This is a genomic window from Niastella koreensis GR20-10 (assembly GCF_000246855.1).
GTDB lineage: Bacteria > Bacteroidota > Bacteroidia > Chitinophagales > Chitinophagaceae > Niastella > Niastella koreensis.
Genome location: NC_016609.1, coordinates 3483808 through 3502271, shown reverse-complemented (window position 1 = coordinate 3502271; position 18464 = coordinate 3483808). Strand labels below are relative to the sequence as shown.

General features: G+C 45.7%; 9 protein-coding genes. All 9 read left to right on the top strand.

Features of this window, described 5'->3' with window-relative positions:
* Window positions 1–75 precede the first annotated feature (75 nt).
* Complete coding sequence (locus NIAKO_RS13765; protein ID WP_014219050.1) at window positions 76–630, top strand: hypothetical protein; 555 nt, start codon at window positions 76–78, stop codon at window positions 628–630.
* Between the two features lie 497 nt (window positions 631–1127).
* Window positions 1128–4265 (top strand): SusC/RagA family TonB-linked outer membrane protein, encoded by a 3138-nt coding sequence (locus NIAKO_RS13760; protein WP_014219049.1) that lies wholly within the window; start codon window positions 1128–1130, stop codon window positions 4263–4265.
* 121 nt (window positions 4266–4386) lie between these two features.
* Window positions 4387–6207, top strand: a complete 1821-nt coding sequence (locus NIAKO_RS13755; RefSeq protein WP_014219048.1) for a RagB/SusD family nutrient uptake outer membrane protein — start codon at window positions 4387–4389, stop codon at window positions 6205–6207.
* A 46-nt stretch (window positions 6208–6253) separates the two neighbouring features.
* Window positions 6254–7918: a sialidase family protein gene (locus NIAKO_RS13750; protein WP_014219047.1), complete on the top strand. Its 1665-nt coding sequence runs from the start codon at window positions 6254–6256 to the stop codon at window positions 7916–7918.
* 550 nt (window positions 7919–8468) lie between these two features.
* Window positions 8469–10178, top strand: a complete 1710-nt coding sequence (locus tag NIAKO_RS13745; RefSeq protein ID WP_014219046.1) for a tetratricopeptide repeat protein — start codon at window positions 8469–8471, stop codon at window positions 10176–10178.
* A 405-nt stretch (window positions 10179–10583) separates the two neighbouring features.
* Window positions 10584–12815, top strand: a complete 2232-nt coding sequence (locus NIAKO_RS13740; RefSeq protein ID WP_014219045.1) for a peptide-N-glycosidase F-related protein — start codon at window positions 10584–10586, stop codon at window positions 12813–12815.
* Between the two features lie 80 nt (window positions 12816–12895).
* A complete protein-coding gene (locus tag NIAKO_RS13735) occupies window positions 12896–13459 on the top strand; it encodes an RNA polymerase sigma factor (protein ID WP_014219044.1) in 564 nt (187 codons plus the stop codon).
* A gap of 182 nt (window positions 13460–13641) precedes the next feature.
* Window positions 13642–14655 carry a FecR family protein gene (locus NIAKO_RS36700; RefSeq protein ID WP_014219043.1) on the top strand — a complete coding sequence of 338 codons (1014 nt, stop codon included), beginning with the start codon at window positions 13642–13644 and terminating at the stop codon, window positions 14653–14655.
* A gap of 56 nt (window positions 14656–14711) precedes the next feature.
* On the top strand, window positions 14712–18416 hold the full coding sequence (locus NIAKO_RS13725) for a SusC/RagA family TonB-linked outer membrane protein (protein WP_014219042.1): 3705 nt from the start codon (window positions 14712–14714) through the stop codon (window positions 18414–18416).
* Window positions 18417–18464: the final 48 nt, after the last annotated feature.

Below are 18464 nucleotides of genomic sequence, written 5' to 3'. Positions count from 1 at the left end.
CGCCAGATATGTTACATGTATACGAAAATGTATATTTGCGCGTTTATAAACCTCATTTAACCCAAATAAGTATTCATGAAAATTTTGTACAGATCTCTTGGTTTAGTTGCCGTATTAGCCCTGAGTACCCTTTTACATTCTTGCGACAAGGTTAAAGATGCCATCTCTATCAACATTCCTACTCAAACTGTAACAGCTGATTTCTACATTACCGCTCAACAGGTAGGAACACAGCAAGTAGCCAGTTTTCAGTACGGGATCAATCTCGATTCACTTATCAAACATGAAAACTCCAGCCTTGGTATCGGTAATATCAAGTCTGCGAAAATTAAAAGTGTTAGCCTCACTTTAACAAACGCTTCAGGTTCTGATAACTTTGGTGCTTTCTCAGCTTGTGAAGTTGGTTTGTCGTCCAGTTCAAAACCTGATTACACTGTTATTGCAGGATTAACCAGTAATCCTGATAACAACCAGACTACTTTGGATATCCCGGTAAATAGCGTTGAACTGAAAGATTATTTCAGCTCAACTTCATTCACCTATAAGCTTTCTGCCACTACGCGTCGTGCCACCACCACTACGCTGCAAGGTAAAGCTACCATCAAGTTTGATGTTACTGCTGGTCTGTAAAACAGGCTTGTTGTAGTTGATAAATAATTATAGGCGCTATTGTTTCCTTGTAAACGATAGCGCCTTTTTCGTCTGAAACGGGATTTGTGAGATTGTAGAGAGACGTCCCCGAGAACTCCCAGAGAACTCGCAGTGGATTTCCCGGGCATTCCGCCACTGATTCCAATTACTCCAACTGGCCCACAATATGTCCTCGTTCCTTCCACAGTTTGCATTAATAAGACCTACATAATATCCGGCCCCGGTTGTCGCAATTGGCGGTTTGGGCTTAAAATGAACTACTTACAGGTTGCCTTGAAATAATAACACACATTTTTTTGGAATGTCGGGAATTTCTTTCATTTTTGTTATGTAGAACATAATAACAATAACTAACGCTTAAATTGCTTTGTCATGAACCAAACTGCTAACCAGGGAGGCTTGGATTCTTATTTCCCGCCGCCATCATTCATTTTACCAACACTCAGCTAAATAGCCTGCTTTAAAAACGAACGCTTATGACTTTGAAAAAAACGCCATTGCGCAGGGAAGAGTGGTATTTGCTGCTGCCACTTGCCGCGCTTTTATTCCTGGCTTCACCAGCCCTTGCTCAGGACCGGATTTTAAAGGTTACGGGAAAAGTTACCGATGAACTGGATAAGGCTTTAAACGGGGTCACCATCCGTATTGCGCATACCATCATAGCAACCGCCACCGATAAAGACGGTTTCTATACAATAACTGTAAGTCCTGCGGATTCGCTTGAATTTTCTTACACCGGTTACCGCCTGGATAAACAGCCGGTAAAAAACCGGGTAGACCTGAATGTTAAGTTAGCGCCTGTTTCGGGTAGTATGGACGAAGTAACCGTGATCGGTTACGGTCAGCAGAAAAAAGTGAGCGTGGTGGGCTCACAGGCCACCGTATCGCCGGAAGACCTGAAACTTCCTGCGAGGGATATTGCCGGCATGTTGGCCGGACGCATCTCCGGGATTATTACAACATCCAGAGGTGGTGGTGTGGGCAACGATAATGCCAGTGTATTGGTGCGTGGGGTTTCTACTTTTGGCACCAGCACCCGAACGCCCCTGATCATTATCGACGGCGTGCCCGACAGGAGCTTTAATGATGTTGACCCGGAAGATATTCAAAACTTTACCGTATTGAAAGATGCTACGTCAACCGCGGTGTATGGCACCCGGGGCGCCAATGGTGTTATTCTTATCAATACCAAACGCGGGGTGGCGGGCAAACCTTCTATCAATGTAGAAGTGAACTCGGGTGTAACGCAGTTTGTTCAGGTGCCTGAAATGCTGGATGCGCCCACCTGGATGACCTTGTATAACGAATCCCTCACCACCCGTGGCCGTGATCCTTTTTATACCAACGACAGAATTGAATTGCACCGGAGCGGCGTTGACCCTGATCTGTATCCCAATACCGACTGGCATAAAGAACTGTTCCGCGATTTTGGGCTAACGCAGCGCGCTAACTTTAATGTGAGCGGCGGTGCAGAAAAAGCCAATTATTATATTTCTGGTGGTTACTATAACGAAACCGGTTTAATAAAGCCGTATAAAGACGATAATTACGACACAAAAAATTATTATCACCGGTATAACTTTACGGCTAACATCGGGGTGAATATCACCGGCACTACTAAACTGGATCTGGGAATAGCCACTATTGTTGATAAGCGCAACGGCCCTTATGATGCTGCTGTTCAGAATGCCGGCAACACAGTCGCCAACAACCTTTTTGAATATTCATTACGCGTAGCCCCGCATGTTATTCCTGCCCGCTATTCAGACGGCACCTGGCCGGGAACGCCTAATGGCGTCAGCAGTCCGGCCCGGTTTGCATTTGGTTTTGGTTCCGGATATGATTATTCTGCTACTATTCGACCGAACATCCGGTTAAAACAGGACCTGAGTATGATCATAAAAGGATTGTCTGTCTCAGGTTTGTTTTCTTTCGATGTATATACCGATGCCACGGTGGCTACCCAGCGCGCAGCCCGGATGTATTTTGCGGAAGGCCGGGATTCTGCCGGCAATCTTATTACACGGCAGTTAAACACCAGCAACGATGTGCTTTCCTATTCGTCTGACCGGTCAACCAATCACCGGATGTATTCGGAAGCTTCGTTGAATTATTCGGGCAGTTTTGCCAACAGACATGAAGTAAGTGCGCTGTTGTTGTTCAACCAGTCGGAGTATGTTGATGGGAATGCCACTACATTTACAACTGCTATTCCCTTCCGTAACCGTGGTCTTACCGGTCGTGCTACCTATGGTTTCGACAGCCGGTATTTTGTGGAAGGCAATTTTGGTTATACCGGTTCGGAAAATTTTGCGCCCTCGAAACGCTATGGGTTCTTTCCGTCCTTTGGCGTAGGCTGGGTAATTTCGAATGAAAACTTCTTTGAGCCGTTGAAGGACGCCCTGTCTTATTTCAAACTGCGTTACAGTTATGGGCTTACCGGTAATGGCGGTTATAGTGGCAACCGGTTTTTGTACCTGGATATGCTAACCAAAACAACTTCCGGCGTGTATCAGTTTGGTACACCCGCGTCCCTGTCTACCAGCTATGGCGGGTATTCGCAATCGCAGATAGCTACGGATGCCACCTGGGAAACCTCTTACCGGCATAACCTGGGGGTGGAGATGAATTTCCTGCACAATGACCTGAAGTTGATTGCCGAAGTATTCAGGGAAAGAAGGGAAGATGTACTGCGTGCCGATCAAACCATTCCCAATATCTCTGGTTTTGGCAGCATAAACCCGGTTCGTAATATCGGGGTTATACTGAACAAAGGCGTTGATATCTCGCTGTCGTATAATAAATCATTTGCGCCTAAAACCTTCCTTACTTTCACCGGCACCTTTACTTATAACAAGAATAAAAACCTGCAGGATGGGCTGGCCCCGCAACCGTATCCCTGGATGGAGTGGAAAGGACATGAAGTGGATGCCAAAGAACTGTACACCGCAGTTGGTTTGTTCCAAAGCAAGGATGAAATTGATAAATCGGCCAAACAAACCGGAAATGTTCAGGTGGGCGACATCAAATATTTAGATAAGAACGGGGATGGAGTGATCAACAACTTTGATGTGTCGCGGGTGGATGCCAATGGTACGCCAAAAATGATGTATGGGATGAATATTGCCTTTGGCTACAAAGGCTTTGATATCGGCGCCTTTGTTCAGGGTACCGGCAAAGTATGGTTGTTGTATGGCGCCGGCGATGGTACACAGCCTTTTGCCAGTGGCGCCAACAGCGGGAACCTGTATGCGATCGTGAAGGACCGCTGGACGGAAGACAATCCCAATCCGCACCCATTTTACCCACGTTTGAACAGTAACCAGGATCCCAACTCCAACTTCCTGGTGAGTGACTGGTGGCTGCATCCGGCTGATTTTATCCGCTTAAAAAGTGCAGAGCTGGGCTATACCCTGCCTGCTGGCGTATTGCGTAAGAACAGGATCAAAAACCTGCGGATCTATCTTAATGGTACCAACCTGTATACGATTTCAAAGTGGAAGTACTGGGACCCTGAATTGAATGATACCGGAACGAGCTCTACAACCGTTACGCGGGGTGGGGTTTATCCGAATATCAGGGCGTTCAATTTTGGGGTACGGGCTACTTTTTAAGGCATCGTGAAACAGCAAACAGCAAACGATTTCGGACGGTGCAAGGTCGGTTATTAATCTTAAAGTTCGCGAGTCCTTCCATGTTTCACGTTTGACGTTTCACGAAAAAACATCATTTAAAATGAAATACAATTTTATAATAATAATCTTCCTTCTGGCAACGACAGCCGGTTGCAAAAAGGGTTTCTTCGATTCCGTACCCAAAGACCTTGTTTCCACGGATGTGGTTTTTGCAGATAAAACAGAAACCGAGAACTGGCTGGCATCTGTATACAGTGCGCTGGTTGATCCCTGGTCAACAACAACCGGTTCAGCCCGCTATTGGGCTGGTTTTACAGAAGAGCTGGAACTGGCCAGTCCATCGGTGCAGGCCAGTGGCCAGCTGAGCGGTGTTAACGCCATCAATCTTTGGACGGGCCATTATCAGGGAATTCGTATGGCCAATATTTTTATGAAGAACATTGATAACAGTAAGACCAACCTGCTGAAAGAGGTTAATGGTAAAGAGCTGATGGTGCAGTATAAAGGCGAAGCCCGTTTTTTACGTGCCTATTTTTACTGGAACCTGATGAAGTTGTACGGGCCGGTGATATTGGTGGGTGATGATCCCGGCAAGTACAACGACGACTACCAGATGCCCCGCAACAGCTGGAAGGAGTGCGTGGATTATGTGTTGAGTGAAATGGATTCCGCTTATGAGATGGTGCCCGATAAATATATGACGGCTGGTGGTACAGAAGATGCCACGCAGGCGGGGCGGATCAATAAACTGGTAATCGATGCGGTTAAGTCGCAGGTGCTGTTGTTTGATGCCAGTCCATTGTACAATGGCAATCCTGATTATGCCGGTTATAAAAATAAAGATGGCAAGCAATTGATGAATACCAGCTATGATGCGGGTAAATGGGTTAAAGCAGCGGCCGCAACCAAACTGGCGATCGATCATGCGGTTGCCAATGGTAAAAGTATTTTCAAAGTAACCAATGCCGATCCGTTTGTGGCCGCCTTCAATTCGTATCGCGATCTTTTTCTTACGGGCTGGGCTACAGAAGGCATTTGGACACGAGCGGTTACGGCCTATCAAACCTGGGAAAATGATGCCGCGCCCAGGGCGGTGAATGGCACCGGGTTTAATGCGGCGCTGTCTGCACCCCAGGAAATGGTTGATAAATACAGGATGATCAATGGCAAGGCTATCAATGAAACCGGCAGCAATTATACGGAGAGCGGTTTTGCAGCCACTGCCAAAACAGGATATTATGTAGCCGGTACCAGCAATATGTATGTTAACCGCGAGCCACGTTTTTATAATTCCATCACCTTTAATGGCGCTGCCATTCCGTTTGTTGCCAAAACAGGACAAAGCTATGTGCAGTTCTGGCCGGCGGGTAATTCAGGCAATGCCAATGGCGCTGAAACAAAATTTCCCAAAACAGGTTACCTGGTGCGTAAGCACACCAATCCGTCAAGGAATTTGTCGAACAACGCAGGTAATGTGGTGCGTCCTGCCATGTACATTCGTTTGGCGGAATTGTATTTGAATTATGCCGAAGCATTGAATGAAGCAGATCCTGGCAACAGTGATGTGTTGACGTATTTGAATGCCATTCGCACCCGCGGTGGTATTCCGGCGCTGTTGCCCGGATTAGCGCAGGCTGAGATGCGTAAACAGATCCAGCAGGAAAAATGTATTGAGATGGCTTATGAAGGCTGCCGCTTTTTTGATTTGCGCCGGTGGAAAATTGCCAATACACCCGAGGCCCGGCAAGGCGGTGATTTTACCGGAATGGATGTGTTTGATGGGAACAGTTTATCAGACCCTGCTTTTTATATAAAAACAAGAACATCAACCCGGATCTGGGACAATAAGTATTATATCTTTCCCATTCCGCAGAGTGAGTTGAATAAGAATTTTGAAATGGTGCAGGCGCCGGGTTATTAATATTGAATAATGAATGTTGAATGTCCAATGTTGAAGTGAATACAGTATGAAGTTAAATATATTTATTACGAAGGTTATTTTGATATGTTTGATTCCGGCGTTTGCGGTTGCGCGCCCTTCTGGTGACATCGTAATATCCCAGCAACACTACCAGGTACCTATTTTATTGCAGAAAAAAGACAATCCTGTTTTGCGAATTCATTTGCATAATGGAAGCGCCGGTGATTTGCAGTTAACTGAAATGATGTTTAATGTTGCTGGTACTACCGACTGTAAGGATATTAAACAATTCAATCTGTATTATACCGGCGCGGATTCGGGTATGCGCAACCTGGGTAGTGTAGAGAAAATTCAGTTGGTGGGTAGCGTAACCAAAGTAGGAGAGAAGCTGTCGGTAACGGGTTCGCAATCATTAAGTCCGGGCGATCATTATTTCTGGCTGTCGGTTGAATTGAACAAGGGCGTTCCTTTAACGCATGTTGTAGCAGTCAACGCCACCAATGCCATGATGAATGGCAAGTCAACAAAGATTGAAGGCGTTGCCAAATTTCAGCAACGTATAGGTATTGCTTTGCGGCAACATAACCAGGATAGCGTGCATACGTATCGCATTCCCGGGTTGTCAACAGCCAAAGATGGTTCATTGCTGGCCATTTATGATGTGCGACGCGAAAGCGCCCGTGATCTGCAGGGGAATATCGATATCGGGGTAAGCCGCAGTACCGATGGCGGCAATACCTGGCTGCCGATGCAGATTGCGATCGATATGGGTAAATGGGGTGGACTGCCCGAAAAATTCAACGGCGTTTCTGACGCAAATGTGCTGGTTGATAAAAACACAGGTGCCATTTTTATCGCCGGCTTATGGATGCATGGCGTTTTGAGCGAGGAAGGGATATGGGTGGAATGGCTTACGGATACCAGCACTAACTGGAATCATCAATGGCGGAATAAAGGATCACAACCGGGGTTTGATGAAAAACACAGCGCGCAGTTTATGATCGTAAAAAGTGTGGACAATGGAAAGACCTGGAGCAAACCGGTGAATATTACTCAACAATGTAAACAGGAAGCCTGGTGGTTGTGGGCCCCAGCGCCCGGTGCAGGTATTACGCTGCATGATGGCACCCTGGTATTTCCTACACAAGGCCGCGATAAAAGCGGGAAGGCATTTTCCAACATCACGTACAGCAAAGATGGCGGCGTAACCTGGCATACCAGCAATCGCGCTTCAAAAGAATCCACCACCGAGAATATGGCGGTGGAGTTGAGCGATGGCACGGTTATGTTGAACATGCGCTGCAATAAAAATCAAAAAGATACTGGTGACACCAACGGCCGGGTAATTGCCATAACCCGTAACCTGGGTGAGGATTGGACTGAACATCCAACCAGCCGTGGTGCTTTACACGAACCGGTTTGTATGGCCAGCATCCTGCGGCATAAGTACGTGGTGAAGGGACAAAAGAAATCGATCCTGTTATTTGCCAATCCCGATTCAAAAACACTGCGGCATCATATGACCATCAAAGTAAGTTATGATGATGGCGCCACCTGGCAAACCAATAAAAAGATCCTGCTCGATGAATGGAAAAGCCGCGGCTACTCCTGTATGACCAGCATCGATGCCGAAACGATTGGCATTGTATATGAAAGCAGCCAGTGCGACCTGGTGTTTCAACAGGTAAAAATTAAAGAGTTGTTACCGTAGCAATAAAAAGGGCCAGCGTTACTGCCGGCCCCTTTTTTTTTAACGCATACCCCTGCTGTTTATTGAAAATATAAAAATAGATATATAATGATAATATGATATAGAGCCGGCACTAACGGCCGGCCTGTATGTTATAATTTTCATGGCAGATTACAACTTCAGCTGGCCTTTCTGATCCCCGAAAAAAATATCTTAATAATCAGGTGCGAATTTAAATGGTCCTGTTTCTATACAGAATGAATTTAATGTTATGATTATGTGTATGCTTAATGTTTAGCAACGATAACGCACAATAAACTATTGAAATGGTTGCATGGTGCTGGTAAAAAAATAGTTTTTTATATTGCAAATAATTATTTATTATCGCATTACTGACTGTTTTTTCAATTCCTGTTATTCTCCGCTTTTATCAAGATCGATGTTGAATCAGATTCTTGCCTGCATTAACCATTAGAATAATGATTGCTGCTTGCAATCTCCCTGTCGTATGCTATAGGGAGCAGGGCAACATATGTAACCAGAACGGCTGACTTAATTGAACTAAACGAACATGAGAACTATTATTGCGCTAATGTGCTTGCTATTGCCAGCTATGGTTGTAGCATGGCCCGGGCAAACCGATTTTTTGTCCGTGCTGAAAAATACCAACCGGGAAAACCGGCTTACTGTTGCCAGGAAGATCTATAACGATCAGCTCATTCACCTCGATTCCACCCAGGCGTTTGTTGCGTTGAACCGCATGTACCAATGGGCTACCAACATCCATGATATGCCCCTGAAAATATTTTCGGTGATGGCTATGGGCGATTACCTCAAGGAATATTTCAGTAACCAGCGTAATGGCAAAGCGCTGGAGTACTTCACTACTGCACTCAATATGGCTTCGCAACTGGAGCTGAAAGAATCCGAAGCGGAGATCTATAACAATATGGGTTGGTTGTATTACAAACAGGATAAATTTCCCCAGGCCTTTGAATACATGATAAGGGCCAATAACATTATCCAGAAAATAGGCTACGAGAATTATCCGCATGCAAGCCGTTATTTATATGATCTGGGTTATATCTATTGCGATTTCGGAAATTACGAAAAGGCAAGGTTGTATTTAACCGAAGCTATCAGGTATTCATTCAGCAATTCCCTGTATGCCATTCGAACGCTGAATACCCTGGGACTGGCTTACCGGGAATTAAAGCAGTACGACAGCGCCATTCTGTATTTCAACCGGGGACTGGATACCGCCCGCGCCATCCATAACGTTGCCTGGACGGGTATTCTTTCGGGTAACCTGGGTTCGGTGTATTACTTTTTAAAACACTACGACGAAGCTGTTCCGTTATTAAAAACAGACTATGAGCTAAGCATGGCCAGCAGGGAATGGACCAGCGCCGCCAATACCATCATCATGCTGGCAGATCTGGATCTTGATAAACACCTGGTACAGGCGGCTGCATTAAAACTGGACGAAGCACGGGATGTGCTTAGCAGGCAAACCGACCGGCGGCCCTTTGTATACTATGCATTGCAAAAGGCGCGCTTGTTCAAGTATCAAAAGCGATACGACAGTGCTTTTGCCTACCTGGATACTGCCCGGCGGGTGGTGGGTAAGCTGAACCAGCGGCGCGATGCGCTGGTGTTCAGCCAGGCTGAGCAGAAAGTTGCAGTGGAATTGCATTTGTCGGAAATAAAATTGCTGGAAAGTGAAAAAAGCAAAATGGTGCTGGTGCGCAATTTTATCATAGTGGTGATATTGCTGGTGCTGATCATTGCCGCCCAGCTCATCTTCCGGCAGCAGTTAAAACAAAAGAAAAATAAAGAATTACTCAATAACGCCGTCAGGCAGCTGCATTATTATATCGAAAGCGTGCGGGAGAAGAACCAGCTGATCAACCAGTTTAAACAGGAAATCGAACTGTTGCACGCACAACCCGAACAGTATATCATGCTGCAGGAAAAAGAAGAGATTGCCGCTAAGCTGAAACAGTATTCCATCCTTACGGAAAACGACTGGAATGAATTCCGGAACTTATTCGAAAAAGTACAAATAGGATTTTTTTCTACACTCAAACAACGATTCCCCGATTTAACTCCTTCGGAACAACGTTTACTCGCCCTGATGAAATTAAATCTGTCGAAACGGGAAATGGCCGGCATGTTAGGCATTGCTCCCGATTCCATTAAAAAAACCCGACAGCGTATTCGTAAAAAAATCAATGTAATTGACGATGTGGCGCTTGAAGAGCTGGTAGCCTCACTTTAAGCCGTAAGCTATAAGCAATAAGCTGTAAGCCTTAGGTCATGTTTACATACCCGTTAGGCTGACGCCACGTTTTGCGTGGTTGCAGGGAATGTATTTGTTTTTTGCTTATAGCTTATGGCTTAAAGCTTACAGCTGAATTTAGCGAGGTTGTATTCTTGTTATGTATTATGAGTTAAGTAAATACCTGAAAAGGGGGGCTAAAATGTGGAAAAACGCGTTTGTCCCGATGTTGTCCCGGTGTTGTAGTCACCCTGTCTCCCCCTTTTTTTAGTCTATTAACGTAATAATAATATATAGACCAACCGTACTATTTGAAAAACGTTCATGATCTGATGTTTTCGAAACACAGGTCGGGTTCCCGGATCGGATATAAATAGTTAGACAACCAAAACTCAACTGCAACAAATGAGCCATTTTGTACGGGCATTTATATTATTGCTCAGTATTGTTTCTCTGCTATCTGCAAAAAGTTTAGCCAACCCCGGCGACACAACCTGGGTACAGGCGCAAAACGATGTACAGCTCGACTGGTACAATGACTTCGACACCCCTGTAAGTTTTCCCACTGGCACTGTTTCTTATCGCAAAATAATTATGGTGTTTACGCTTGGTAAATACCAGTGCCCGGCCGGTACGCAATATTGCGGCGACTGGGATTATACGGTGCAGAATTTTTTAATGACGCCTACCGATACGTTTGAATTATCCAGGCTCATTACACCCTATGCCAATGCCTCTTATCCCAGAACACCCTGGGGCTGGAAACAACGGTATTATTTCGATGTGACAGATTTTTATCCCCTGCTAAAAAATGCAGCAACTATCCGGTTGAGTTATCATAACTATTCCGGTGGTTTTACCGGTAATATAAAATTCGCATTTATCGAAGGCACACCACCCAGAAATGTGACCGGGATCAAAAGATTGTGGCATGGCGCTTTCCCATTTGGCCGTTCCACTGATCCCATAGAGAATTACCTGCCTGCAACCAACTTAATTGTTCCTGCCAACACACAGCAGGCCAATCTGAATTTTGCCGTTACGGGCCATGGAAGTGACAATACCGGCTGTTCGGAATTCTGCAGCAAATACTACCAGGTATACGCCAATAACAGTTTAAAAGAAACCAAAACAATCTGGAAAGACAATTGCGGCAGCAATAATTTATATCCGCAGTCGGGTACCTGGGTGTACAACCGGGCTGGCTGGTGCCCAGGAGAACAGGTGTCTACCAATGTTCATACCCTGGGTACCGTAACTGCGGGCAATCCCCTGAATGTAGATGTGAATTTTCAACCGTACACCGATAATGGAAATGCCTCTTATATTATTGAATCGGCCTTGTTCTTTTATGGGGCATATAATCAAACCGTAGATGCGGCTGTTGAAAACATCATTGCGCCCAATGATTATGAAGGGAATTTTCGCGCCAACCCCATTTGTGGTAACCCGGTGGTGGTGATCAGAAATACGGGCGCCACTACCATCAATTCGCTGGATCTGCAATATGGTATTGCCGGGCAAACCCAGCAAACATACAGCGTTGCTAATATGGCCCTTGCTTCCTCAAAAGATACCACCATCATCCTGCCCGATCTTTCGGCTTTAACAACCCTGCCCGCCGGTTCCATCAACAAATTTGTTGTAACCATTCAACAGGTGAATAGGAATTCTGACGGATATGCGGTTAATAATAGTATGGGATCTTCTTTTGTAACCGCGCCCGACTGGCCAGGCCAGTTTGCCATGGTGATAAAGAGTAATAATTATGCGGCACAAACCAAATGGCGCATTGAAGACGAGAATGGGAATATTATCAAACAACGCAGCCCAACCTCAGCATTGACGGTTTATACCGATTCCATGGAATTGCCCGATGGTTGTTACCGGCTGGTAGTAACCGATGCCAATTGTGATGGCCTGTCGTGGTGGGCCAATACCGCTGCAGGAAAAGGGTATATCTACACTGCTAAAAGAGATGGCAGCGTTCTTCCTTATACCAATGGCCTGCCTGCATATCCTGCATCCCTGTCACCCGATTTTGGCTGCGGGTTCACACAGTATTTCCGGGTGTCAAACACGCTGGCTGCAGATCAGTTGCTGTTACATGGCGAAGCAAAAGATACCAGCAATGTACTTACGTGGGAAACATCGAAAGAAACCAATACCGATCATTTTGTAGTAGAGTATTCTACCAATGATACCTTATATACCGCCATTGCCAATGTGAAAGCCAATGGCAACACCAACACAAAGTCAACTTATAGCACTGATCATAAACCAACCGTACACGCACCATTTTACTACTACCGGTTGAGACTGTATTATACAGACGGCTCCTGGAAATACAGTAACAACATCCGGTTGTCGCCGGTGGCAAGTAGTGAATATACAGTAGCGGTACGGCCTGTTCCATTCGATGATGTATTAACTGTTCGTATTACCGCGCCCGGCGCACAAACGGCCAGCATTACCCTGTATGATGTGCAGGGGCGGGCTTTGTATGCCAAAAATAACCCGCTGTCAAAAGGATTGAATGTGATCATTATTGACGGAAGCCGGTTTGCGGCAGGCGTGTATACGATCGTTATCCGGTCGGCGGAACATAAGCTCGCCAGGAAAATAATTAAGCTATAAGCCATAGCCTGGTTGCTACTATATGAAATTGTATTCGTTCAACCTTAATCCGATAGTTAAAACAAAAAAACGTACATTTTATGAAGAGCCCAGATTCCAAACTTGTAGTAAAAATGCGAGCAGGCGATGTGAGTGCCTTTGATAGTTTGTATTGGCGGTATTACCAGGTGGTATACCGCAACATTCTTAAACTCACAAAAGACCCACTGGTGGCGGAAGATATTCTGCAGGAAGTATTCATCAGGCTATGGGAAAAACGGCAGGACATCAATTATGAACAGCCTGTTGTAAACTGGATCTTTGTAATCAGCTTTAACTTATCAATAGACTTTACCCGCAAAAAACTGCGGGAACAGGAACTGCACCGGAAACTGCTGGTTGACAGTGAGGCCATCCCTCAAAATGCCTCGGTATATGAAGAATATTACCAATTGTTGAAACGTGCAATCGATAACCTTTCTCCCCAAAAACAACGGATCATAAAGCTGTGTAAACTGGAAGGCTATACGTATGAAGAAGCAGCAGCGGAAATGAAGATCTCAAAACATACCGTGAAGGAGTACTTGTCTGCTGCCATGGCCAGCCTGGGCGAATACATGCGTCAGCATTCGAATAAGGCTTCGGGCATGGGATATGTTCTTTAGCTCAAAGGCCAAAGCCTAAAGGCAAAAGCAATTCGAATAGGAGCTCCTGTATTCTGCTTTTAGCTTTAGGCTGTTTCATAATTACAAAAAAAGGGGAAATATAATATAAAGCTAAAAAAGTAACCCAAAGCTCCCCCCGAAAATGGCCTTAAACCGTGTTTATAATATATAAAATCTAACTGGTGAAAGACAGACAGGATTATTTGAAATACTTGTTGGCACAGAAGAAATTGACCAGTGAAGAGGAAGAATGGTTGCTGAATTACCTGAACGATCAGGATATTTCAGATATTCAGAAAATAGCGGCTGAGGATTTTGAGACTGACATGACGTACATGAAGCAGAGCCTGGACAAAGCGCAGTCTGAAGTGATCCTGGAAAAGATCCATAGCCGTATTTACGTCCCAGCCCCTACGATTACACAGGTTATCAGGTTGCATAGTCTGAAACTGGCCATTGCAGCATTGATCATTATAATAGCAGGAACAGGGTATTGGTATCTAAATAAAAGTGTGTTGTTTATGCCGGCGGATCAGGAGGTTGTAATAGCAGGTAAAAGAAAAGCAGTCAGATTACCTGATGGCTCCGTGATAACGCTGGAACCAAACAGCCAACTAAAATATCCAAACAGGTTTACCGGCAACACGCGGGAAGTAGAGTTAACCGGGGAAGCATTTTTTGAAGTTAAACCCAATCATGAAAAACCCTTTATTGTTCATACGGCCAATATCATGGCCACCGTGCTGGGCACTTCCTTTAATGTAGAGGCTTATCCTAATGGAATTGCCAAAGTAGTGGTGGCCACCGGCCGGGTGAAAGTGCAAACGGTAAATGCTGTGAACGAATTGCAGGCGGTGATCATTAATGCGAACCAGAGCGTAACGTATAATATCACCATCAATGAAATTGAGAAGCGGAATGTGCCCGAAGAAGCAGTGTATTACAAACAACGCAGCAGTGGCCGGTTTAGTTATGCAGGGGTGCCGGTTACCAAAGTGATCCGGGAAATGGAGCGGTATTATAATACCAGCGTTACTATACAGGGAGATATGAGCGGCTGTGTGTTTTATGGTTATTTCAGAGTGAACGACAGCGTGGAAAGGGCATTGAGCCTGGTAGCCCTGTCGTTGAATGCAACAGTACAAAAGACAACCAACAATAAAGGATATGTTATTACCGGTGGCAATTGCCGGTAGCTCTCACAGGTTGAATTTCCAGAAGTTTTATTAAAAAATATTAACCCAGAAACGGTATGTACAAAACAATACCACAAGCATCTTATTGCCCTGCCGGAAAAAGGCTAAAGACCCTATGGCTCCTTGTCCTGCTACTCTGTGGCGCATCCATTCATTTGATGGCTGGTGGCGTGAATACGAAGAAGAGACAGAATGTGCTGGATAAAATAATCACTATTGAATTGAAGAATGTGGTGCTGAAAGATGCGCTGGATAGGATCGGCAGCACGGCAAAGGTATATTTTGTTCATACCAATAACGATGTATTGCTGAGGAATAAAGTAAGTATCACCGCTCACCGGCAAACTGTTGGTGACGTGCTGAAGAAAATATTATCGCCCTATGCACTTTCCTATATCGTGGTAGATGACCGTATTATTGTGCGGCCCGAAAGCAATGTACCTGTGCGGCAGGTATCTGCTGCGCCGGCTGCACCTGGCGATCCCACGCCTGTGATGAACGAGATAAGTGTAAAGGGAGTGGTGACCTCCGAAAAGGAGGTGCCCCTGGCAGGTGTTTCGATCCTCGTAAAAGGCACAAACAGGGGTGTGGCCACAAATGAAAAAGGGGAGTTTGAATTGAAAAATATCAGCAGCGACGCGGTGCTGGTATTCTCAGTTACGGGATATGCTACCGAAGAAGTGAAAGTAAGCAGCTTCAGGGATGGTTTTATTAAACTAAAACTGAAAGAAGAAGCTACCAGTATGGACCAGGTAGTGGTGACCGGTTATCAGAATGTTGACAAGAAAAAGTTTTCCGGTTCTGCTGTGCGGCTGAAAATGGATGATATAAAAATGGATGGTACCACCGATGTGAGCCGGATGCTGGAAGGCCGGGCTGCCGGGGTATCGGTGCAAAACGTATCGGGTACTTTTGGCGCAGCGCCCAAGATCCGCATCCGCGGGGCTACTTCCATCAATGGCGACAACAAACCGTTGTGGGTGGTGGATGGCGTGGTGCTGGAAGATATCGTGAACATTTCAAACGACCAGCTGTCGAGCGGTGACCCTACCACGCTCTTAGGGTCTGCTGTAGCCGGTTTAAATGCCAATGACATCGAAAGCTTCGATATCCTGAAGGATGCCGCTGCAACAGCCTTATACGGCGCCAGGGCCATGAACGGGGTAGTGGTGATCACTACCAAGAAGGGCCGGGTAGGCAGGACCTCAGTAAATTATACCGGTAACTTCAGCACCCAGTTTAAACCAACGTACAACGATTACAATATCATGAATTCGGCCCAGCAAATGTCGGTGCTGGGAGAATTATACCGCAAAGGAATTCTTACTTCCGACATCCTCGACAGAAGTGATATAGGCGTGTTTGGTAAAATGTATTCAGAATTGAACCAGATGGATGCCAATGGCAATTTCTTGCTGAAGAATTCGCCGGCCAACATCGAGCAATTCCTGCTGCGGTATGCCAATGCCAATACCGATTGGTTCGACCTGTTGTTCCGGAACAATTTCATGCAGGAGCATTCGATCGCCATCTCGTCCGGTACTGATAAAGCCCAGTCGTATTTTTCTACCAGTTATTATGGCGATAATGGCTGGACGGTGGCCGACAAAGTAAGCCGCTATACCCTGAACTATCGCAATAACTATAAGTTCAACGATAAACTGAGTGGCGGGTTTGCTACCGTAGGTTCGGTTCGTCAGCAGAAGGCTCCGGGTTCGCTTACCCGCAGCGGCAACCCTGTAGAAGGAAAGTATGATCGTGATTTTGATATCAACCCGTTCAGCTATGCGCTGAACACCAGCCGCACCCTTACTGCCTATGACGAAAAGGGGAACCTGGAATATTTCAGAAGGAACTTTGCCGATTTCAATATCCTGAATGAATTAAAGAACAACTACCTCGATCTGAATATTATTGACCTGCGGTTGCAGGGTAACCTGGAGTACAAGTTTGCAAAAAATTTCCGCTATGAGTTTGTAGGCGCTATGCGGTATGTGAAAAGCACGCGCGAACACCAGATCACCGAGCACTCCAATATGGCGAATGCCTACCGGGCCGCTCAAACCTCCACCATCAGGAACGCCAACAAATTCCTGTACCGCGATCCGGATAATCCCGAAGCATTGCCGGAAGTAGTGTTGCCCTACGGTGGTTTTTACAATCGTGCCGAAGATGCGCTGGTGAACTTCGACATCAGGAACAGTTTGAACTATACAAAAAATATTGGCAGTAAGCACACCATTAATGCATTGGTTGGCCAGCAGATAAAATATGCCGACAGACAAAATTTCTCCAATACCGGTTATGGTTACCAGTATGATAATGGGGGGGTGCCGTTTGTTGATTACAAAATTCTGAAACAAACGATCGAGTCCAATTTCCCTTATTATCAAATGAGTAAAGAATACGACCGGTTTGTGGCGATGTATGCATCAGGCACCTATACCTATGATTCCAAATATAATTTCACCGGTACCGTGCGCTATGATGGTTCCAATAAGCTGGGGCAATCGCCCAAAGCCCGGTGGCTGCCTACCTGGAGTTTGGCCGGTAGCTGGAACGTAGACAGGGAGCCGTTTATGCAAAATATACCCGCTGTTGACTTCATGACCGTGCGTGGCACTTATGGGTTAACAGCCAGTATGGGACCTGCTACCAATTCAAGTATCGTTTTGAAAAATGCTACTTCCAACCGGCCTTATGCAAACGAAACCGAATCGGAGATCCAGCTGATCAACCTGGAGAACAGTGATCTTACCTGGGAGAAATTGTATACGACCAACCTGGGTGTTGATGCCGGCTTTTTGAACAAGCGCATGAACATAAGCCTGGATGTATACCAGCGTAAAAGTTTCGACCTCATCAGCACCGTTAAAACATCGGGTATCGGTGGGGAAGCGTATAAAGCGGCTAATTACGCTGATATGGATTCAAGAGGACTGGAAGTACTGTTAGGCGCACAGATCATCCGCCAGAGAAACTGGGGCTGGAAAACCACGCTGACCTTTGGTTATAATACCACTAAGATCACCAATGCGAAAAATTCACCTAACATCTTTAGTCTGGTAGGTGCAGAAGGCGGCAATAAAGAAGGCTATCCTGTACGCAGTTTATTCTCTATAAAATACAAAGGGCTGGAACCCTTTACCGGTTATCCCCTGTTTGTTGATGAAGATGGTAAAACCAGTTCAACGGTATACATGCAGTCGGAGTCAACCGATAATTTGAAATACGAAGGCCCGGTTGATCCTACCATCACGGGTGGTTTTTCAAACACGTTTAACTACAAGGCATTTTCGCTGAATGTGTTTGTGACTTACCAGGCTGGTAACAGGATCCGGTTGTACCCGGCATTCAAAACCAGTTACTCCGATCTGGATGCCATGCCCAGGGAATTCTATGATCGCTGGGGTATGCCCGGTGATGAAAAATATACCAATGTGCCTTCGATCCTGGATGCATTTGCCCAGTCGCAGTTAAACGGCGCTTATCCATACAACAACTATAACTATTCAACACAACGGGTAGCCAAAGGTGACCTGGTACGTTTGAAAACCGTATCACTGGCCTACATGCTGCCCAATACAATGACAAAGCGATTTGGGTTAGCCAATGCCAGTGTAACTGCTGCTGCTACGAACCCCTGGTTGATATATAGCGATGAAAAACTTCGTGGACAAGACCCCGAGTTCTTTAATTCCGGGGGCGTAGCGCAGCCTGTGCAGAAACAAATTACACTATCGCTTAAGTTAGGCTTTTGAGAATACAGCAGCAGGCTACAAGCTTCAGGCTATAAGCCGTTGCGGAAG